Genomic DNA, 20,813 nt, shown 5'->3' with positions numbered 1-20,813 from the left:
CAAAACATATAATAGCCAAAGCTTATTATATGCAGATGCAACTATGTCATCTCCCCATAACTATCTTGGCTTCCTTATCGCAGATGTTTCCAGGCTGATGAGGAGACTGTTTCAGCAACGTCTGCAAAACAGTTCACTGACCCTGGCACAGGCCAGAGCACTGTTTTACGTATCCCGTTTTGAAGGTGTCAGACAGGTCGATCTGGCTGATGCCCTTGAGATTCAGCCAATGACCATGGCAAGACTGCTCGATCAGTTAGCGGATAACCGGCTTATTGAGCGGGTGCCTGACCCCAGGGATAGACGGGCCTATCAGATTCGGCTTACCGAGGCAGCTGCGCCGCATCTTGCGCAGATTCAACAGGTCGCAGAACAGATACGTGACGAGATGCTGGCCGATCTAAATGACGAGCAAGCCCGGCATTTCATCCAGACTCTGGACGGGATACGTAACAAACTGCTCCGTTGCTGAGCAGACCTTGTTAGATGCAGAAGAGAATCAACTGAAAATAACTAATCTTGTGTAGCCGTCGTATCAATGGGGTAGCAGCCAGGGACACTAAGACAGCCTAACTTTGAATACAGGTGCGGTTACGGCCGCCATCTTTAGCCAGATAAAGGGCCCGATCCGCATGCTCTACCCAGGCAATATGGTTTTTGAAGGACGTGTTGAACTGACAAACCCCCAGGCTCACAGTAAACGGAATGCTGTGGCCTTCATATTGAACAGGCTGCAACTGCACCTGCTCACGGATCCGCTCAGCCACCTGCCCGGCTTCCTCGGCACAAGTATCAGGTAACACCAGGGCGAATTCTTCTCCGCCGTAACGGCCACATACATCGGTTTCCCTGACAGTCTGGCGAACGATACGCGACAACGAACGAATCACCTGATCACCAGCGGGATGGCCATAAGTGTCATTGATACTTTTGAAATAATCGATATCCAACAGGACGACAGAAGACGAACCGCGTTTGCGCATACAACGTTTAAACTCCAGCTCACAGGACTCTTCCCAGTAACGACGGTTATACAGGCCGGTCAGACCGTCTATGCGGCTGAGTTTACGTAGCTGCTCATTGGCCGAGGCCAGACGCTGCTTACTCACCACTTCGTCGGTGACGTCGTACACCACTACGCACAGATGCTCTACCTCACCACTGCGAGAGGCGAGGGGGAACAGCGTGATATTCTGATACATTAAGTCACTGGCACTGGTTACCGGACGATAACTGGTAAACCTGAACAGATAGGGACGCTGTTCCCAGATCACAAAAGCAGGACTTTTCAGGGTGAATACCGGCTCAGTTTTCTGACGAAACCAGTCCTGATCGATTTCGGCGAAATGGTCAAACAAGGATTGCTGTTCGATATCTGCAGGATGAATACCGCTGTGGTTATGCATAAACTCATTCCAGACTTTGACCCGAAAGTCCCTGTCTATCACCACAATACCAACCTCGATGGAATCCAGCAGATCCAGTTTCCAGTGCAGGTCTTCCATTTGCTGGCCGTTTGAAGGGTCCATCAGGCCTCCGCGCTTAACAGCATAAGTTTGTCGAACATGGCATCCATGGCATCCTGCGGAAATAACAGCAATAAATCAAAATGCACATTGTGACTGTCGATAGAATAACCGATCTCAATGGCCACCACCTGATTCCAGCGCGAAACATTACTCTTCAGCAACTGTTCAAGATCGCAATGACGGCCAAGAATAATCGGGTGATTCTGGCTGAAGCTGACATCCAATTGGCTGGACAGGCCGTTTAGGCAAGCACCAATAAGAATATTGGACAAGTCCATCAGCGCTTCAATTTCCAGCTGTTCGGATAGCTGCTGGCTCTTATATTTCAACAGACGCACCAGATTGCCAAAATCGGTATCGTTAAAGATCACCAGCGCTTCGCCTTTGATACCGGCACTGACAAAGCCCTGGGATACCGCAGATACATAGCTGTTGTGCTGAATCTCAGCAATCGCCATGCTCAGCTCACTGCTGGCAATCTGGTTAACATTGGGAATCGGCAAATGAATAAATTCACCAAGCACCTGCGCCAGTTTGTCACCAGCCTGCCCCATCGCAACATTAATCAACTCGCGGTAAATATCCAGCCGATCCTGCAGTTCATCATCGTCTTCCTGCGGCAGCTCCCGGCCAATGGCGTTACCGTCATACAAACCAAACTGTTGCAACAGACTGGTGAGCTTCTGGCTATTTACAGGTTTGGCAATAAAGTCCAGTGCACCTAACTGCAACATACGGGTGCGCGCTTCACGTTGTACATCGCCTGAAACAACAATGACCATGGTCTGCAGGTCTTCATCGCGAATGGCCTGCATAGCCTGATAGCCGTCGAGTACCGGCATATTCAGATCAAGAAAGGTGACATCGAAACGGCCCTGGCGGATCAGATCCAAAGCTTGCTGGCCATCTTCTGCGAATTGAATCTCCACATCCCAATGCTTGGGGATAGCCCGGGCCAACTGGCGGCGGGCGAATTTGGAGTCATCGCAAATGAGGACCTTAATTGTCATAAGCTTAAATGGCCACCGGCGCTTTAATATGCGGATGGGCCTGATAGTTAATCAGTTCGAAGTCCTCAAAGCGAAAGGCAAAGATATCCCGTACCTGCGGGTTGATCTTCATCTGTGGCATTGGATAGGGCTCACGCGCCAATTGCGTTTTGGCCTGTTCGAGATGGTTGAGATACAGGTGAGCATCACCAAAGGTATGCACAAAATCCCCGGGTTGTAATCCACACACCTGCGCCACCATCAGTGTTAACAAGGCATAACTCGCTATATTGAAGGGCACGCCGAGGAAAATGTCGCCGCTGCGCTGGTAAAGCTGGCAGCTCAGTTTGCCGTCCAGCACATAAAACTGGAACAGGGTATGACAAGGTGGCAAAGCCTGGCGTCCCATGGCGGCATTGTCTTTGGGGGAATAACGGGTATCTGGCAATACTGCCGGATTCCAGGCGCTGACAATCAAACGCCGCGAGTCCGGGTTGGTTTTAATCTGCTGAATAACCTCACTGATCTGATCAATCACCTGACCATCGGCCCCTTGCCAACTGCGCCATTGCTGGCCGTATACCGGCCCCAGCTCGCCGTCATCTGTAGCCCACTCGTCCCAGATACTCACGTTGTTTTCCTGCAAATAAGCAATATTGGTTTCCCCTTTGAGAAACCATAACAGTTCATGAATAATCGAACGCAAATGGCATTTCTTGGTGGTCACTAACGGGAAGCCATCAGCCAGATTGAAGCGCATCTGATAACCAAACAAACTCAATGTGCCGGTGCCAGTGCGATCTTCCTTTTTGACGCCATTTTCCAGAACATGACGCATCAGGCTCAAATATTGTTTCATGCCTGTCGCCCCTCCACCTGTTGGCGCCCAGCCCTGACAATCAGAATCAGGCCAATCAGGATCATGGGAATACACAAAAGTTGCCCTTGTGACACGGCACCGCTGTATAAACCAATGTGCGCATCCGGCTCACGGAAAAACTCAACGATAAAACGAAATGCGCCATACCCTGCCAGGAACATACCCGACACTGCACCAACCGGACGGGACTTGCCGCTATACCACCACAAAATCGCAAACAACAATGCCCCTTCAAGGAAAAATTCGTACAGCTGTGAAGGGTGGCGGGGCAAGGGCCCGGCACCAGGGAATAACACGGCCCAGGGCACATCGGTGGTACGCCCCCACAACTCAGCATTTATAAAGTTACCTATGCGTCCGGCCCCCAGACCAATAGGTACCAGAGGGGCAATAAAGTCCCCTACCTGCAGCAAACTGGAGCCATTCTTTTTAGCAAACCACCACAGCGCAACGACAACCCCAAGCAGACCACCGTGAAAAGACATGCCCCCGGTCCAGATTTTGAACAGGTAAAGGGGCTCTTGCAGAAAATGCTCGAACTGGTAGAAAAACACATAGCCGATGCGCCCGCCCAGAATTACACCGAGAAAACCGTAAAACATCAGGTCGCTAAGTTGCTCACGGCTCCAGTGCGTTCGGTGCAGGCGTTTACCGGCTAAAAACCAGGCCGCCACAAATCCCACCAGATACATCAGCCCATACCAGCGCAGGCTTACCGGACCGACACTGAAGATGACGGGATCGATCTCGGGGAAAGTAAAATACTCTGTCATTTAACAAATCCAATTGGAAACATCTTAAAAAATCCAAATATCCAAAGCACAGGGACACCAATGCATGCACTGAATCATCCCTGATATAGAAAGTCGTCAGGCTGTTCAGTTCAAAAACATGTGCAAGCTTACTAGAACCAGGAAGCCAGCAAAAATTTTCTTTAGTATGGGGATAGGCAACTTATGTCCCCACTTTGCGCCCTGGTTGGCAGCCAGCATAGAAGTACTGACAATAGCGGCAGTAGCAGGCAAATAAATAAACCCCAGGCTGAAGGTTGGTAATCCGGGCTCCAGCCACCCGGCGTGAACAAAACTGGCGCTGCCAAACAAGGCAATCACCATACCACATGCCGCCGCACAACCAATGGCGGTTTTCATCGCCACCCTGAACCAGACCAGAGCGGGGACCAACAGGGCGCCACCACCAATGCCAAGCAGAGACGAGAAACCACCAACGCCCAGGCCGATGCCCACCAGCTTACCGCGGCTCAGTGAACTTTGCGTGACGCGATTCTTACCAAAGGCCATGCGAAAAGCCAGCAACAACATCAAACCGGCAAACACCTGTTTCAACAAGTCAGCCGGCATCATCGCGGCAAATTGTGCGCCAGCGGCGGCCCCCACAGCAATGCCAATAGAGCAGGTGAGAAACACCCGCATATCCAGATTTCCCAACTTGTAATGGGTCAGAAAAGACGAAAACCCGGTAAAAATAATGGTCGACAGTGACGTTGCCACCGCCATCGGCATCACAATATCGAGGGGCAGGGATAGCTGCGACTGCAACAGATACACCAAAGTCGGTACGATAATCAGCCCACCACCTATGCCCAACAGACCAGCCAGCACACCTGCGACACACCCCAGCACCATACAGCTGAGAATCAAAAACAACAAAGGGTCCAAACGCTATACCTCATTTTGCCAAGAGCTTGGCAACTGCACTATTTTCCGGCCCGCACCAGTCCACCCAGGCCTAGGGTTTCCAAATGACGATTGATACGATCGCGAACCTGGTGGGGATGCTCCAGATCCAGTACTTCTTCCAGCAACAATTCAGCATCGGCCATGCTCAGGGTGCGGATAACCCACTTGACTTTGGCCAGGTTAAAACTGTTCATACTCAGCTTGCGGTAACCCATCGCCAACAACAGTATTGCGCCGCCCGGCTCACCAGCCAGTTCTCCACAAAGGGTGACCGGTTTATTCAGCTTTGAGGCTTCTTCAACAATCAGCTTCAGCGCCTTGAGCACGGCAGGATGGTAAGAGTCATACAGGCCTGACACCCTGGCATTATTGCGATCCACCGCCAGTAAATATTGGGTCAGATCGTTGCTGCCAATGGAAAAGAAATCTACCTTGGCCGCCAGTTGCGGTAATTGATAAATTACGGCCGGTACCTCCAGCATCACCCCGACTTCGGGCATACTCAAAGTTTGACCGTCCAACTGCGCTTCTTCTGCGACCTCATAGTAAGCTTGTCTAATCAGGCGCTTAGATTCATTAACTTCATTGATAGTGCTGATCATGGGCAACATGATCTTGAGGTTGTCCAAGCCCAGACTGGCGCGCAACATGGCCCTGACCTGCACAAGAAAAATTTCGGGATGATCCAGTGTCATGCGGATCCCGCGCCAGCCAAGGAAAGGATTTTCCTCCGTGACCGGGAAATAGGGTAATGGCTTGTCGCCCCCTACATCCAAGGTGCGCATGGTAATGTTTTTGGCCGGATTGATGCTCAGCACACTGCGATAGAGCTTGCATTGTTCCTGCTCAGACGGGAATCGCTCACGCATCATAAAAGGCACTTCGGTGCGGTACAGCCCCACCCCGTCACCGACTTCGCTGTGGATCCCTTCCAGCTCGGCGGATAAGCCAGCGTTGATCAACAGTTCAACTCTGTGACCGTCACGGGTTTCAGCCGGCAGATCCGCCTGTTCCTGCAACAAGCCATAGAGCTCACGCTCTTCGTTGATGAGCTGTTGAAATTCCTGACGAATAGCCTGACTGGGCGACACAATCACTTCGCCGGAGTAACCGTCTAATAAAATGTCTTTGCCACTTAATAGCGACAGCGGAATATCTGTCACCCCCATCACGGCAGGTAACCCCATGGCCCTGGCCAGAATGGCGGCGTGACTGTTGTTGGAGCCCCGCATGGAAATGATGCCCTGCAGCTTGCCATGGGGGAATTCTGCCAACATGGATGCACTGACTTCTTCGGCCACCAGAATCGCCTGGTCCGGCACCGGTCTTTGTTCCTGATTGGTTTTAAGCAGATGACCTAATACACGATTACCCAGATCTTCCACATCCACGGCCCGTTCCTGCATATAAGGATCGTCCATGGAGCGAAACTGGTTGATGTAGCTTTCCACCACCATCTTCAGTGAAGAGGCAGCGTCCCAGCCTGACTGAACCTTAGCCTCCACTTCATGGCCCAGGCTGTTGGCATCTAACAGGTGCTGGTAAAGGTGAAATATCGCCAGCACGTCATCCGGCACCCTGCCCTGCATTTTGTCAGACAGCTTTTGCACTTCATCGCGGGTAAGACGCACCGCTTCACGGTATCTGGCTATCTGATCGGTAGCATCGGCATTGCGCCTGAGCATCAGCCCACGCAAATTGAACTTAATATTGGGAATGTGCCCAACACCAATGGCCAAACCGTTGGAGCCAGGTACGCCGCGCAGAGACTTTTGCCATGTTTGCCTGGTTAACTCATCACTGAGATTCAACGCGCCGCGGGCTTCGGCATGGGCAATTTCCAATGCCATTTGCGCCGCCAGGGTGACCAGAAAGGCCTCTTCGTCTTCACTGAACTTGCGTTTACGCTTCTGCTGAATGGTCATCACCCCCAGCACCTTACGCTGGTGAATAATGGGCGTGCCCAGGAAGGCGTGGTATTTTTCTTCCTTAACCTCGGGGTAATGTTTAAACCTCGGGTGGCTCTGTGCATCTTCGATATTGATGGGTTCTTCGCGCTGGCCTATCAAACCAATCAGGCCTTCAGAAAAACCGATCGCCACCTGGCCGATGGCCTCCTTGGACAAGCCTTCGGTCGCCATCAGCATAAAGTGCTGCTGCTCGTAATTAGCCAGATAGATTGAGCAGCAGTCCACCTTCATGGTGTCCTGCAATCGTCTAGCTAAGAAGGTAAGGGCATCATCCAGAATCGGAATCTGGTTCACTTCCTGAACGATGCGCTTGAGCTGCGTCAGCACGGATTAATTTCTCCTTCTACGCTTTGGCTTATTGGCCAAGGGCGGACGACCTTGCACTGGCATCGCAACAGGCAGAAACTCCTTCATCACCCGCCGATAGACGTCACGTTTAAATGACACCACATTACGAATCGGATACCAGTAACTGACCCAACGCCAGTCGTCAAATTCCGGGTGCCCCGAATGCAGAAGATTCACATCTTCTTCCTTACAGGTCAGCCGTAACAGAAACCACTTCTGTTTTTGCCCGATACAGACCGGCTCGCTACCTTGTCTGATCAACCTCTTTGGCAATTTGTATCTTACCCAGTTCTTGGTAACCCCAAGAATTTCCACGTCCTGGGGCTTCAGTCCCACTTCCTCATGGAGCTCCCGATACATTGCCTGCTCGGCAGTTTCCCCCTGATCAATTCCGCCTTGTGGAAACTGCCATGAATGTTGGCCGTAGCGCCTTGCCCAAAATACCTGCCCGATTCTGTTGCAAATCACTATGCCCACATTCGCGCGGAATCCTTCGGCATCAATCACTTAGACTCCCGGGCATTAGTTCTTTTCTAGTACCGCATTCTTCCATAAACTATGGAGGTTTCAAAGCTCCCAGAAAGATTAATTACAATAGGCGACAAAGCCAGGAGCAAAATACCTTTAACCAGCAGTGGAACCCGGGATGAGAAGTACACATTGGAATCTGATATTTGCCGGTAGCAGCCTGTTCTATTTGTTCAGCCTGGCTTATCGCCCTTACCCTATGGATTTCCTGTTCAAGGCTCTGCCCATACTGTGGCTAATGCTGCTGGTACTGAGAAATGCCACCAGCAATAAATACCTGCTTTTGCTTGCCCTGGCTTTTTCTGCCACCGGCGATATTTTTCTGGCCCTCCCCATTAAACATAGCTTCGAACTGGGATTAGGTGCTTTTCTGCTGGCGCAGTTAACCTATGCCACTAACTTCTGGCGTTTTCGTCATTGGCAGCCCTGGAAGCTGTGGCCACTGCTGGCCGTATTGTTGTTTGCAGTACTGATGCTGTGGCAATTGCTACCAAAATTGGACGCGATGCGGTTGCCTGTTCTGGCCTATATGCTGGTAATCTGCAGTATGGCGACCATGGCGGTCCTGGCTAACCGTTCTGGACACTGGTTACTATTTGGTGCTGCCAGCTTTTTGGTGTCAGACGCGCTATTGGCCTGGAACCTGTTTATTCAACCTTTCCCATTTTCAGCCTATGCCGTCATGCTAACCTATTACCTTGCGCAGCTGTGCCTGGTGAATGGCGCATTGAAGATTGCGCCGATGGCCGATGAAGGACGCCATGCACCCCGCTAGTCATGCTCCGCACAGTGTAGAAGAACTGCTTGAACGGGCCCGCATACTAGCGGGATACAGCCTCGGGGAGCTAGCCGATATGGCCGGTTTGCACACCCCGGCCGATTTGCGCAGACACAAAGGCTGGAGCGGCCAGTTGCTGGAAACCTGGCTCGGGGCGCAGGCCGGCTCGAAGCCAGAGCAGGATTTCCCTGAACTTGGTGTGGAGCTAAAAACGTTGCCCATTGACAGCTCAGGCAAGCCATTGGAAACCACATATGTGTGCTATGCGCCCCTTACCGGCATTGCTGGATTAAGCTGGGAGCAGTCCAACGTCAAAAATAAGTTGTCCTGCGTATGCTGGGTGCCTATTGAAGCCAGCCGCGACATTCCACCAGCACAGCGCCGCGTCGCCAATGCCTTCTTATGGCGACCAGACAAACAACAAGAACAGGCGCTACGCCAGGATTGGGAAGAAATCATGGAAATGATCGCGCTGGGTCAGGTGGAATGCATTACCGCCCGCCATGGCGAAGTTATGCAACTTCGCCCCAAAGCAGCGGATGGCAGCGCATTGACCCAGGCAGTAGGTAAAGACGGGGGTTGGATACAGACCCGTCCCCGCGGCTTCTATCTAAAGAAACATTTTACCCAAGCGCTGTTACAGCAGGCTTTTGCCGATATCTGACGAGATATATGGCAGACTTTCAGCCTGCCAAAAGCGCATTGTATCTGCGCTGCATTTCCTCTGGGGCCACCTCTTCAATAGCATGGCCAATCAACCAACGATGGCCAAAAGGGTCGCGCACTACGCCAGACCGTTCACCATAGAATTCATCCCTGGCTTCCCGTTCAAGCGTCGCACCAGCGTCTAAAGCCCTGGCAATCATTTCATCGGCATTGTCGACGTGCAGATGAATACTTACCGGGGTCGCCCCCAACGAGGATGCTGACCGCAGCTCACATTCAGGAAATTCATCACTGAGCATAATGGTCATCCCGCCAAAATCCAGTTCTGCATGACCAATACGCCCGCCGGGCTCGGTCAGACGAAACTTTTCTTTTACAGCAAAAGCGTCCTGATAGAAGGCAATGGCAGCGGCGGCGTCTGAAACACATAAGTAAGCAAACACTTCATGGATCTTCATAAACAGACTCCCGATTGTTTTTAAGTAGACGGTCTATACAGATTGGCAGATGGATGCACGTTGGTATTGAAAAAATTTGACCTCCAATGTCAGAGTAAAAATAACATAGGCCTCTCATCTCTAATCCTTAATTCTATTTTCTGAACGGCATCTTCGCGGGTAAATGATTGGCTTCTGACGGCGGGTTACGCTGGTAGGTCAGTGGTGTTACCCCGGCAAAACAGAGAAAGTCGCGGTTAAAATGAGACTGATCACTGTAGCCCATTTCCATCGCCAAATGCGCCAGCGATGGAGCATTTGGACTACGCAGCATTTGCAACGCTTTTTGAAACCTGAGTATTTGCAGATAACGTTTAGGTGACAACCCGACCGACTGGCGAAAACGAGCGATAAAGTGCCGATGACTTAATCCACTGCGTTGCACCATTGCACCAACATTAGGCAAGTCCTGAAACGACGTCATAGCATTATCAACCGCCGTAGGTGCTTTTATATAGGATACGCGAGCCAACAATGCAGCTTCTAACAAATTAATCCGCTGATGCAGGCATTGCGCTGCACTCAATTGTTCGTACAGCCTGTTTGCAAGCTCTCCCAATAGATCAACCAGAGGAGTATGACGATGAGCCAGTTCATCGGCAGACACCCTGAACATAGCGGCAGCACCCGGCCGCAATACCGCACCAACGGCACTGGATGGGTTGCAAAACTGGCGAATGTAATAACGGCTTCGCACCCCACCCAGCATAGCCTGGTTAAAGCGTGTGACACTTTCCGGACGACCAGGTTCATATAGCCATAATGGGTTGTTGCTCAGACGAAACACCAGATTCATCTTGCCGCTGGGTAGCATAAATTCACAGCGACTCAAATCCGCGGATCTAGAATCTACCTCATCTGTAGCCCAAAACTCCTGTACGACACCAATAAGTGGCGTCGCAGGAGCTCGTCGAATCGTCATCTGGATTCCTGATGATAAAGGATTAGTCCAGCGTACGACGGTAACGCAAAATGGCCACAGTGCCTACCACCAGGATAAAAAGGGTGAGGGCCAGAAACTCCTGCTGCAATTCGGGCATGCCATTACCTTTTAGCATCACGCCACGCACCATACGCAAAAAGTGCGTCAGGGGCAGCACTTCGCCAATACTTTGCGCCCACACAGGCATACCGCGAAACGGAAACATAAAACCAGACAACAAGATGGAAGGTAAAAAGAAGAAAAATGTCATCTGCATGGCCTGCATCTGACTGCGTGCTACGGTGGAAAAGGTAAAGCCCAGGCATAAATTGGCAAAAATAAATACCATCACTCCGGCCAACAACAGCCCTAAACTGCCGAAAAACGGCACATCAAACAGATATTTGGCCGCCGAGAGGATCACCAGGGTTTGCACCAGGCCGACCAGAATATAAGGGCAAATTTTACCCAGCATCATTTCATGGGGGCGGGTGGGCATCGCCAGCAGATTTTCCAGATTGCCTCGTTCACTTTCCCGGGTCATGGCCATAGAAGTGATCATCACACAGGTCATGGTTAAAATAACGCCAAGCAGTCCCGGCACAATATTGTATTGGGTGATGCCTTCAGGGTTGTAACGCTTGTGTACCACCACATCTACTTGTGGTGGTGGGCTGCGCAGGTATTGCAGTGGCCCTTTTAGCTCTGTGCCAAGGGCCTGATTGACAATTTCCCTGGCCTGACTGATGGCGTTTGATGCTGCGGCGGGATCAGAAGCATCGGCTTCAACCAATAGTTGCGGATGTTCACCCCGTATCAGGCGGCGGGTAAAACCTTCAGGGATATGGATAACAAAAGAAACCTCCCCTTTTGCCAGCCAATCGCTACCTTGCTGTGGGCTGTCGGCACGGCGCAGCAACTGATAGTAACCCGATTGTTCAAACGCACTGAGTATCCGGCGCACCACCGGTGAGTTGTCTTCGGCATAAACGGCGGTCGGTAACGATTTAGGATCCGTATTGATGGCAAAGCCAAACAGGATTAACTGGATAATAGGTAACGCCAACATCATGGCGAACGTCATCCGATCCCGGCGCATCTGTACCAGCTCTTTGGCCATAATGGCGTAAACCCGTCCTAAACTGGCAAATAGTTTCATCAGCCATGCTCCCTGGTGTCTTTACCGGCATCCTGCATCAGTGAAATAAAGGTGTCTTCCAGACTGGCCTGAATCTCCTGCCAGTTCACATCATCATTGGCGCAAGCCGCTATAGCCTTTTCAAGACTGACACGATCGCGACCGCTGACATGCAATGCCGCCCCAAAAAACGCCACATGCTCCACACCACTGACCCCTTTCAGCTGCTCAGCCAGTAACCGTACGTTATGGCCCTTGCCCTGAAAGGTAATCAGTCCGGCTTTTTCAATCACGTCATCGACCTTTCCCTGGGTCAGAATATTGCCATGGGCCAGATAGACTATCTGGTCACAACGCTCGGCTTCATCCATATAGTGGGTAGAAACCAGCACCGTCATGCCCTGATTGGACAACTGGTGGATTTCATCCCAGAAATCCCGCCGGGCTTGGGGGTCTACCCCAGCAGTAGGTTCGTCCAGTAACAGCAAATCGGGCTTGTGCATGGTCACAGCCGCCAGAGCCAGGCGTTGTTTCCAGCCACCGGACAATGCACCGCTCAATTGCCCTTGCCGTTCGGTCAGGCCGAGTTTGTCCAGGGTGGTATCCACCAACTTCTTACGCCCGGATAAATTGTATAAGCGCGCTACGAACTCCAGATTTTCACGAATGGTCAGATCTTCCCAGAAGGAAAACTTCTGGGTCATATAGCCGGTGGCGTCTTTGATTTGCCTTGCCTGACGGCGAATATCAAAGCCCAGACAACGGCCCTCGCCTGCTGAGGGTTCAAGCAGGCCGCAGATCATGCGGATAGTGGTGGTTTTTCCCGAGCCGTTGGGGCCAAGGAAGCCCCATACCTGCCCCCTTGGCATTTGCAAGTCCACACCGCGCACCACGGCCTTGTTATTAAAACGTTTAACCAGACCGCTGACATCAATGGCCAGTTCGTTCATAGCGTCACATCCACGGGCAAACCTGCCGGAATACTGGTATCCGCAGGCAAGTCGGCTTCCACCAGGAACATCAGCTTGTCGCGACTGTCTTTGCCGTAAAGCACCGGCGGGGTAAACTCAGCCTGTTTGGCCAAAAAACTGACTGTGGCTTTTAAATCCTGCGATTGCCCGTCTATGCCAACCTGGATGGATTGCCCCAACGCCAACTGGCTTAGGACCGCCACCGGCACATAAAAACGCACCTTAGATTGATTTGCCAATCGTAACGACAACACCGGAACACCGGCATTAACAAATTCACCCGGGCGATAAAATACCTCATCCACCCAGCCACTTTGCCCTGCCAGCACCTTACGTTGTTGCAGATTCCAGCGGCTGATAGCCTCGGCCTGAGCGGCTGCCTGTGCATCTGCCCGAGCCGCATCCAATGCATCCGGTCTGGCCGCAAGTCCAGCTTCGGCCAGCTGTTCTTCAAGCTGTTTTAGCTGAGCAGACGCGACTTTTTGATTAGCAATGGCCTGATCCAGACTGGCCTGGGAACTAAGCTGCTGCTCTGCGGTTTGTTTCTGCCGGGTAACTTCCAGGTTAGCCAGTTCAAGCCTGGCCTGTGCTTCGGCAAGCTGCGCGCGGATCCGGTCCAGCACCTGTTGTCTGGCACCTTTTTGCATATCCTGCAAAAGCGCCTGTTTCTGCATCAGGGCATCCTGACTACGCTGAATTTCCAATTGCTCGCGCTCGGATTCCAGGGCAAACAGCGTCTGACCAGGTTGCACCTGCCGGCCCTCTTGTACCGGTTGTTCAGTTAACCAACCGGATTGCGGAGCAGATATCAACAATTGCCGCACTTCCACATACCCGGTGTAATGCCCTGAATCCGGCGACTGGCTGCATCCGGCCAATAGCAGCACTAACAAACACAATGTCCTGTTCATCTTGCCTCCTTAACTTTCAGTGCCTTTAACAGCATACTTTTATGGGTGGCAAACAAAGACCCCAGGTCCAGTTTTTGTTTGTCAGCCGGCTCAAACACTACGGTCCAGATCGCACTGAAAATCACCGGTGCAATCATCAGTCTGGCCACATTTTGCGGGTTGTCAGCTTCTAATTTACCGGCATCAACACCACGCTGTACCAATAAGGTCAAAGCCGCCAATGCCCGTTCAATAACCTCCTGACGATAACGGCGCACCACCTCCGGAAAAGCGAAGGCATCGCCAATCAGCACCTTGGCAATCATCGGCAATTTGGAGTCACGGATCATCAATGGCAGCGCGTTCACCAGCCTGTCCAGGGCCAGCTCAAAGTCTCCAACCTCCTGCATAATGCTTTCCAGCATTTCGACCCGCGGAATGGCTACGGTGGAGACAATCTCCATAAACAACTCTTCCTTGGAATCGAAATACAGATACAGCGTGCCTTTAGAGACCCCGGCACTGCGGGCGATGTTTTCCATCTTGGCAAAGCTGAAACCCCGTTCAAAAAATTCCTGTAGTCCCGCCTCTAAGAACTGGCTACGGCGTAAATCTTTAGCGGCATCGGTATTGGCGCGTCGCATACCCATCCTTAATAACTGACCGGTCAGTTATTTATTTAAGCAGAACAAACCAGTAACAGGCAAGGACAATTTTTCATCAGGAAACAGCAGGCTGCATTCACAAGATTTTACAATCTGAACATTGACTGTTTCCCTGGGGTTCCCTAGCGTGCAGGCTCCCGAATGGAAGGGAAATGCAATGTCGGTGGTTTTTACCGTCAAGATGTAATCGCTGACTCAAAAAGGAAGTAGCATGAAATACCCCCTTAGCCTTGCCGCCCTGAGCTTGTCTTTAATACTCACTGGATGCGGCGGTGGTTCCGGCTCAGATGACCCACAGCCTCAACCACAGAACAAACCGCCTGTCGCTAAAATCACCTTGGACCAAACTCATATCGATGTGGCCCAGACCATCGTTATATCGGCACAGCAGAGTAGCGATCCGGAGCAGGACAATCTGACCTTCGCATGGCAGGTAACCGACCCGCAAGGTAACGCTGTCACGCTGGACAACCTTTCCGGTCAGACCCTTAGTTTCACGCCGATGCATCCTGGTACCTACAACATCAGCCTGAAGGTGACCGACAGTAAGGGCAATGCACACCAGACCCAGGTCACGCTACAAGCAGGGGAACTTACCCCGGCGATGCTAAATATAAGCGCGGATAATGTTGCGGTGGTGGCACAAAGTACGGCACTTTATGCTGCCTTCAGTCAATTTAACGATATTGGGGTGGAACAGCCAACCTTCAGTTGGCAGATACTGGATAAACCCGCCGCCAGTCAGGTGCAGTTGGGTAACCAACAAGGTATCAGAACCCGCTTTATACCGGATAGTGCCGGACAGTATGTACTACAACTGACCGCCACCACGTCAAAACGCACTTTGACCGCCCAGCACGCAATCTGGGCAGACAATCCCGATAGCGCTAAACCTGTGGCGGACATTCATGCTGACTTTACCCAGACCTGGCCAAACAAAGGTATCAGGCTGACCGCATATAGCAAGGAAGACAATGATGTGCTGTGGTCTGTGTCGCAGGCTCCTGCAGGCAGCGAAGTCGAGTTATCAACCCCAACGAGCTTAGAGACCAACTTTTTTGCCGATCTACCCGGCCAATATGAAATAGCCTTGCTGTTAAACAACGGCACGCAACAAAACACCATCACCACCACGCTGGAAGTGCTTGAGGACCAGCAAAACCGCAGGCCTGTGGCAAGTATCAACAATGTGGTGAATATGTTTGAGCCGTACCGACCCGGTACAGGTATTACCCTTCACGGCGAAGGGAAAGACCGGGATAATGACAGCCTAAGCTATCAGTGGCATTTGCTACAAAAACCCGATGCCAGCCAGGCTGCACTGACCAATGCCAAAACCAAAACAGCGCTGATTAACTTTGATGCAGAAGGTGACTATCTGGTGTCACTGACGGTGTCTGACGGACAACTGACCTCAGCGCCAGTTTTCTTTACCATGCCGGTGCAGGCTAATCATGCACCTTTAGCCAGTATTCAGGGCCAAAGTCGCATAAACCTTGGCCAGCCTTTAACCCTGGATGCCAGTGGTTCATTTGACAGCGAGTCAGATACATTAAGCTACCAGTGGAGCGTGAAAAAAGCACCTAAGGACGCCACACCGAGCTTAACCGACGCCAGCAATGTGAAAAGTCAGTTCAGTACCCAGACCCCCGGGGAATACCTGATTGAACTGCTGGTCAAAGATGGCCACCAGGACAGTTATCATGCCATGCACTGGGTAAAAGTAGAGAATGGTCATGCTCCGCAAGCCCGGATTGATGTGGAAAACGGCAAACTGATGACCCTTGGCAATAGCATTACCCTGGATGCCAGCGGTAGTCAGGATCAGGATAATGATCCCTTGACCTATCAATGGCACTTAAACAGCGGCCCATCAGAGCAGACGTCCCAGTTTGGTGACATGCGCTCTGCCAGGCTCAACTTTACCCCGGAAAAAGTCGGTCACTATGATCTTCAGGTCACTGTAAGTGACGGTGTCAATCAGGATATCGAAGCGGTGCGCATTGAGGTTGTTGACAGCCAGAATGTGTACCATTTTTCCGGCAGAGCGCTGGACTATTTGGGCAACCCCATTTATCCGCTGACCGTCATTGGCGGTAGAAAGGGCTATCAGGCAAGGGCTAATGAGCAAGGGCAATTTGACTTGGTAGTGGTGAAATCCGAACAGGAAAGCTGGCCGTTAAAACTGACGTTTTCACAATTGCTTGGTGGCAATGTGCTGAATTTTATGAATTTGCCCGAACCACAGGGGAATAGCCAGGATCTGGGCATAGTCAGACTGGCCAGACCCCAGGCTTTAGCAATAACCGCTGAATTTTGCGATGGCTTTCCATTGGCTGGCACATCGCTTTTTATCGTCAATGATGGTGAACAACCGCAGCAACTGGACTTCCGTTTCTATGGTACAGTTTCTGTCAGTAAAGCCGTTCCTCACATAGTAAGAAACGTGCCAGCACCGTCTAAGTTGAAGTTTAATCTATCTCAGGATATCAATATTGAGTTAGCCGAAGGCGGAGTAAGCTTTGATGTTCCGGTGCTGGAACCAGGGCAGAGTCTGCAAAAAACTGTGCGTATTTGTCATAAATAATCACTGCTTTTATAACGCCCCGGTTTAACCGGGGCTTTTTTATTTCACCACAAAATTGCCTTATCGGGGTAAACTGCCGATTTGCCGTCAGGAAGTACTAGATGGTTAATATCAAGCCAATAAGCCATGACCACTGGCCGGGGATCCTGGATATCCAGGACCGGGTCTATCACGATGTTGCTCCTGAATCGCAGGCTGTACTGGCAAGTAAATGCCAGGCATCACCGGACACTTGTCTGGTGGCAATGAATTCACAGGATACTGTACTTGGCTATGTACTGGCGCACCCCTGGCCGCTGGAACAATTGCCTAAGCTGCATCATCCCGTTCAGGCGGTCACCTCAGACAACCTGTATCTGCATGACCTGGCGGTATGCCCCAGTGCCCATGGACAAGGTGTGGCAGCCAGACTGCTCAGCGCCTTACAAAGAAGAAGTACAGCCAAGGGCTTTGCCAGTATCAGTCTGGTGGCGGTACAAAATGCCGATGGATTCTGGCTTAAACAAGGTTTCACCAGACATGCCGATGTCGCTCTTTGCCAGTCTTACGGTGATACAGCTCTCCCCATGATCAAAACCCTTAGTGCTGATTAAGGGCCCGTCTTATCGAAATGCCTGACGAAAACAACTGGGCGATTCACCAAACTCGGCTAAAAATTGGCGGCTGAAGTAGTTGGCATCACTAAAACCGCTTTGCTCCGCCACCAAATAAACCGGCAAGTCGGTTTCCACCAGTAAGCGTCTGGCGTGATCCAAACGTAGCTGATTAATCAGTTGCTTTGGGGTTTTACCCAGCGCTTTGCGAAAACGCCGCTCCAACGCGCTGACCGACAAGTGACATAAATTCGCCAGTTCACTGACCTGCACCGGCAGCGTGAAATTGCGCCGAATAAATTCCATCGGTTTTTCTATACTGGCCAGTGGCCCCAGCATGATCGAGGTTTTATGCAGATGACGGGAGATCCCACAGGTGCCGATACGCCGCCCCAGATGATCGTACAAAGGCCGTTTATGGGTGGTAAACCAATGTAGCTCGCCGGAACGCAGTACATTCATCTCCAGCCTGTCGTTAATCACTTCCCCGCCCAGCACCTTATGATCGTCAGCCAGAAACTGACGGGCGATATGCCGGGGCGCAAAGTCATAGTCGGTTTTTCCCAGTGCCTGCTCCAGGTTGCCTAAGCCGGTGTGTTCAAGAAACGCCTGGTTGGCATATTGAATACGACTGTCACTGTCCTTGACCCATACCAGCACGTCCGTTAACAAGTCATACATCTTCAGCCACTGGGCACAAGGCATAGATTGCATGAACTGTTCAGATATTGCGGGTAAAAAAGATCCTGACATAATCACAACATAAATATAACAATATGATTGAAATAGATTTTTTATTCAAGAATAGGAAAGAAAGCGCTTGCACAAATAAAGGGCGCGCCGATTTAATGCTACAACCAACCGATTCTATTCTATTTACCTCACCGCAGCTAGCGCTAACATCCTGTTAACAGTCAAAGATCCAGGCGGATAACAGATGAGAAAAGTCAGGATGGGTATGGTGGGCGGTGGCCCCGATGCCTTTATTGGTGCGGTGCACCGCATGGCGGCCAACTTGGACGGGCGTATTGAACTGGTTTGCGGTGCCTTCAGCCGCGATGCGCAAAAGTCCGCACAGATGAGCCAACAGCTTAATCTGGATGCAAGCCGTTGTTATCCCAGCTACCAGGCTATGTTCGAAGCTGAGGCAAGCTTGCCTGCCGGGCAACGCATGGAGTTTGTCAGCATTGTCACCCCCAATCATTTGCATTTTGATGTGGCCAGACAGGCGCTGCAGGCCGGCTTTCATGTGCTGTGCGATAAACCCGCCACCCTGAATTTGCGTGAAGCCGAGCAACTGGCAGTAATTCAGCAGCAAAGTGGCTGCCTGTATGCGTTAACCCATACTTATACCGGCTACCCTATGGTGGTGGCCGCCCGGCAACTGATAAAACAAGGTGAACTGGGCAAAGTGCGTAAAGTGGTGGTGGAATATCACCAGGGCTGGCTGGCCGACACCAGTGCGGAAGCAGGCAAACAGGCTGCCTGGCGTCTGGATCCGGCTCAGGCCGGAGTGAGCTGCTGTATGGCGGATATTGGCGTGCATGCGGCCAATCTGGCGGAATTTATTTGTGATGACAAAATCGATTTGCTCAGTGCCGACCTTAATGCCAGTGGTGAGCGCTTACTGGATGATGACGGGGTAGTGATGCTGCGTTTTGCCAGCGGCGCCCGCGGGCTGCTGAGTGCCAGCCAGATTGCAGTGGGCGAGGAAAACAATCTGCGTATCCGGGTCTACGGCGAGAAAGCCTCTTTGGACTGGTCACAACAGGCACCCAACAGTCTTAAGCTGATGCATGCCGATAAGCCATTTGAAACCTTGCGCAGCGCCACTGCCACAGCCACCGCATTGGGGGGGATAACCCGCACTCCACCGGGTCACCCCGAAGGCTATCTGGAAGCCTTTGCCAACCTGTATTGCCAGTTTGCCAGCCAGGTTATGGATTTTCAGCCAAATCAGCTGCAACCAGCATCCTTACTGCCCGGCATTGATTCAGCCCTGCGTGGTATGGCCTTTATTGAAACCGTGGTGGCCGCCAGCGCATCCGAACAGAAATGGCATAAGCTGGCCGATTTTTCTCAAACGTCAGACCAGGGAGCCTGAACATGAATACCATCAAAGGTCCGGCTATCTTTCTTGCCCAATTTGCCGGTGACGACGCCCCATTCAATAATTTTGACAGCATCTGTCGCTGGGCTGCCAGTCTGGGCTATCAGGGCATACAACTGCCCACCTGGGATCAGCGCCTGTTTAACCTGGAACAAGCCGCTAGCAGTCAGGATTACTGTGATGAAGTGCTGGGAGTAGCGGCCAGCCATGGCCTGGCTATCACGGAGTTATCCACCCATCTGCAGGGCCAATTGCTGGCGGTACATCCTGCTTACGACCAAATGTTTGACGGCTTTGCACCAGCGTCATTGCGCGGTAATCCGCAGGCCAGATGTCAATGGGCCAACCAGCAGTTGCTGGCCGCTGCCGAGGCCAGCGCCAAAATGCAACTCACTACCCATGCCAGCTTCTCTGGCAGCTTACTATGGCATACCCACTATCCCTGGCCACAGCGTCCAGCCGGACTGGTAGAACAAGGCTTTGCCGAACTGGCCAAACGCTGGTTGCCGGTTCTGGATAAATTCGCCGAACTGGGAGTGGATATTTGCTATGAACTGCACCCGGGTGAAGACCTGCACGACGGGGTCACCTTTGAGCGCTTTTTAGACGCGACAGGTCAGCATCCGGCCGCAAACATCCTTTACGATCCCAGCCATTTTGTCTTACAACACCTGGATTATCTTGCCTTTATCGATATTTACCATGAACGCATTAAGGCCTTCCATGTCAAGGACGCGGAATTTATTGCCAATGGTCGTAGCGGCGTCTACGGCGGGTACCAGTCCTGGCTGGAAAGGCCGGGCCGTTTCCGTTCGCTGGGTGACGGGCAAATCGATTTTGGCGGTATCTTCAGCAAGCTGACCCAATATGGCTATCAGGGCTGGGCGGTACTGGAATGGGAATGCTGTATTAAGCACCCAGAGGATGGCGCCCGCGAAGGCGCAGATTTTATCCGCCAGCATATTATCCGCACTACAGATAAAGCCTTTGACGACTTTGCTGCCAGCGGCGCCGACGAAGCACTTAACCGCAAGATCCTGGGTTTATAGGAG

The 20,813-nt window shown here is 51.7% G+C and carries 21 protein-coding genes; 7 read left to right on the top strand and 14 right to left on the bottom strand.

What is annotated here, in order from left to right; all coding sequences use genetic code 11:
* The first annotated feature begins 43 nt into the window (after positions 1 to 43).
* Positions 44 to 472 (top strand): MarR family winged helix-turn-helix transcriptional regulator, encoded by a 429-nt coding sequence (locus tag ABD028_RS02080; protein WP_343841149.1) that lies wholly within the window; start codon positions 44 to 46, stop codon positions 470 to 472.
* A 97-nt stretch (positions 473 to 569) separates the two neighbouring features.
* On the opposite strand, the gene ABD028_RS02075 is transcribed toward ABD028_RS02080, so the two are convergent.
* From ABD028_RS02075 to rppH, 7 genes are all read right to left on the bottom strand, one after another.
* Entirely contained in the window at positions 570 to 1,529 is a 960-nt protein-coding gene (locus ABD028_RS02075; protein ID WP_343841147.1) for a sensor domain-containing diguanylate cyclase, read from the bottom strand.
* Positions 1,529 to 2,539 (bottom strand): response regulator, encoded by a 1,011-nt coding sequence (locus ABD028_RS02070; protein WP_343841145.1) that lies wholly within the window; start codon positions 2,537 to 2,539, stop codon positions 1,529 to 1,531. The genes ABD028_RS02075 and ABD028_RS02070 overlap by 1 nt, the downstream gene beginning before the upstream one ends.
* 4 nt (positions 2,540 to 2,543) lie before the next feature.
* Positions 2,544 to 3,377, bottom strand: coding sequence for a thymidylate synthase (locus tag ABD028_RS02065; RefSeq protein WP_343841143.1), 834 nt, complete (start codon positions 3,375 to 3,377; stop codon positions 2,544 to 2,546).
* Positions 3,374 to 4,171: a prolipoprotein diacylglyceryl transferase gene (gene lgt / locus ABD028_RS02060; protein WP_102798099.1), complete on the bottom strand. Its 798-nt coding sequence runs from the start codon at positions 4,169 to 4,171 to the stop codon at positions 3,374 to 3,376. The genes ABD028_RS02065 and lgt overlap by 4 nt, the downstream gene beginning before the upstream one ends.
* A gap of 105 nt (positions 4,172 to 4,276) precedes the next feature.
* Positions 4,277 to 5,077: a sulfite exporter TauE/SafE family protein gene (locus ABD028_RS02055; protein WP_102798098.1), complete on the bottom strand. Its 801-nt coding sequence runs from the start codon at positions 5,075 to 5,077 to the stop codon at positions 4,277 to 4,279.
* Between the two features lie 38 nt (positions 5,078 to 5,115).
* On the bottom strand, positions 5,116 to 7,395 hold the full coding sequence (gene ptsP / locus ABD028_RS02050) for a phosphoenolpyruvate--protein phosphotransferase (protein WP_102798097.1): 2,280 nt from the start codon (positions 7,393 to 7,395) through the stop codon (positions 5,116 to 5,118).
* Between the two features lie 3 nt (positions 7,396 to 7,398).
* Positions 7,399 to 7,923: an RNA pyrophosphohydrolase gene (rppH, locus tag ABD028_RS02045; protein WP_102798096.1), complete on the bottom strand. Its 525-nt coding sequence runs from the start codon at positions 7,921 to 7,923 to the stop codon at positions 7,399 to 7,401.
* A gap of 139 nt (positions 7,924 to 8,062) precedes the next feature.
* On the opposite strand from rppH, the gene ABD028_RS02040 reads away from it, so the two are divergent.
* Positions 8,063 to 8,719, top strand: coding sequence for a lysoplasmalogenase (locus tag ABD028_RS02040; protein ID WP_343841136.1), 657 nt, complete (start codon positions 8,063 to 8,065; stop codon positions 8,717 to 8,719).
* Complete coding sequence (mutH, locus tag ABD028_RS02035) at positions 8,706 to 9,386, top strand: DNA mismatch repair endonuclease MutH (RefSeq protein WP_343841131.1); 681 nt, start codon at positions 8,706 to 8,708, stop codon at positions 9,384 to 9,386. Before ABD028_RS02040 ends, mutH begins: the two co-directional genes overlap by 14 nt.
* Before the next feature lie 19 nt (positions 9,387 to 9,405).
* Here the strand turns inward: mutH and ABD028_RS02030 are convergent, their stop codons facing one another.
* The 6 genes from ABD028_RS02030 to ABD028_RS02005 form a co-directional block, all read right to left on the bottom strand.
* Positions 9,406 to 9,846 carry a VOC family protein gene (locus ABD028_RS02030; RefSeq protein ID WP_102798094.1) on the bottom strand — a complete coding sequence of 147 codons (441 nt, stop codon included), beginning with the start codon at positions 9,844 to 9,846 and terminating at the stop codon, positions 9,406 to 9,408.
* A 133-nt stretch (positions 9,847 to 9,979) separates the two neighbouring features.
* Positions 9,980 to 10,807, bottom strand: coding sequence for a helix-turn-helix domain-containing protein (locus tag ABD028_RS02025; protein WP_343841127.1), 828 nt, complete (start codon positions 10,805 to 10,807; stop codon positions 9,980 to 9,982).
* A gap of 22 nt (positions 10,808 to 10,829) precedes the next feature.
* On the bottom strand, positions 10,830 to 11,966 hold the full coding sequence (locus tag ABD028_RS02020) for an ABC transporter permease (protein ID WP_216362600.1): 1,137 nt from the start codon (positions 11,964 to 11,966) through the stop codon (positions 10,830 to 10,832).
* Positions 11,966 to 12,895, bottom strand: coding sequence for an ABC transporter ATP-binding protein (locus ABD028_RS02015; protein ID WP_343841121.1), 930 nt, complete (start codon positions 12,893 to 12,895; stop codon positions 11,966 to 11,968). Before ABD028_RS02015 ends, ABD028_RS02020 begins: the two co-directional genes overlap by 1 nt.
* Positions 12,892 to 13,827 (bottom strand): HlyD family secretion protein, encoded by a 936-nt coding sequence (locus ABD028_RS02010; RefSeq protein ID WP_343841118.1) that lies wholly within the window; start codon positions 13,825 to 13,827, stop codon positions 12,892 to 12,894. Before ABD028_RS02010 ends, ABD028_RS02015 begins: the two co-directional genes overlap by 4 nt.
* Positions 13,824 to 14,450: a TetR/AcrR family transcriptional regulator gene (locus ABD028_RS02005; protein ID WP_343841115.1), complete on the bottom strand. Its 627-nt coding sequence runs from the start codon at positions 14,448 to 14,450 to the stop codon at positions 13,824 to 13,826. Before ABD028_RS02005 ends, ABD028_RS02010 begins: the two co-directional genes overlap by 4 nt.
* A gap of 232 nt (positions 14,451 to 14,682) precedes the next feature.
* Between ABD028_RS02005 and ABD028_RS02000 the strand changes: the two genes are divergently transcribed.
* Together ABD028_RS02000 and ABD028_RS01995 are read left to right on the top strand one after the other, a co-directional pair.
* Positions 14,683 to 17,058 (top strand): PKD domain-containing protein, encoded by a 2,376-nt coding sequence (locus ABD028_RS02000; RefSeq protein ID WP_343841113.1) that lies wholly within the window; start codon positions 14,683 to 14,685, stop codon positions 17,056 to 17,058.
* Between the two features lie 101 nt (positions 17,059 to 17,159).
* Positions 17,160 to 17,651: a GNAT family N-acetyltransferase gene (locus ABD028_RS01995; RefSeq protein WP_343841111.1), complete on the top strand. Its 492-nt coding sequence runs from the start codon at positions 17,160 to 17,162 to the stop codon at positions 17,649 to 17,651.
* Between the two features lie 9 nt (positions 17,652 to 17,660).
* Here the strand turns inward: ABD028_RS01995 and ABD028_RS01990 are convergent, their stop codons facing one another.
* Complete coding sequence (locus ABD028_RS01990; protein ID WP_343841109.1) at positions 17,661 to 18,365, bottom strand: helix-turn-helix domain-containing protein; 705 nt, start codon at positions 18,363 to 18,365, stop codon at positions 17,661 to 17,663.
* A 223-nt stretch (positions 18,366 to 18,588) separates the two neighbouring features.
* Here ABD028_RS01990 and ABD028_RS01985 point away from each other — a divergent pair, with 223 nt between their 5' ends.
* Entirely contained in the window at positions 18,589 to 19,755 is a 1,167-nt protein-coding gene (locus tag ABD028_RS01985) for a Gfo/Idh/MocA family protein (protein ID WP_343841107.1), read from the top strand.
* Between the two features lie 2 nt (positions 19,756 to 19,757).
* Complete coding sequence (locus tag ABD028_RS01980) at positions 19,758 to 20,810, top strand: sugar phosphate isomerase/epimerase family protein (protein WP_343841105.1); 1,053 nt, start codon at positions 19,758 to 19,760, stop codon at positions 20,808 to 20,810.
* Positions 20,811 to 20,813: the final 3 nt, after the last annotated feature.

It is taken from the genome of Bowmanella denitrificans (assembly GCF_039522935.1).
In the GTDB taxonomy this organism is placed as follows: domain Bacteria; phylum Pseudomonadota; class Gammaproteobacteria; order Enterobacterales; family Alteromonadaceae; genus Bowmanella; species Bowmanella denitrificans.
This window is presented reverse-complemented; position numbering and strand designations above follow the sequence as displayed.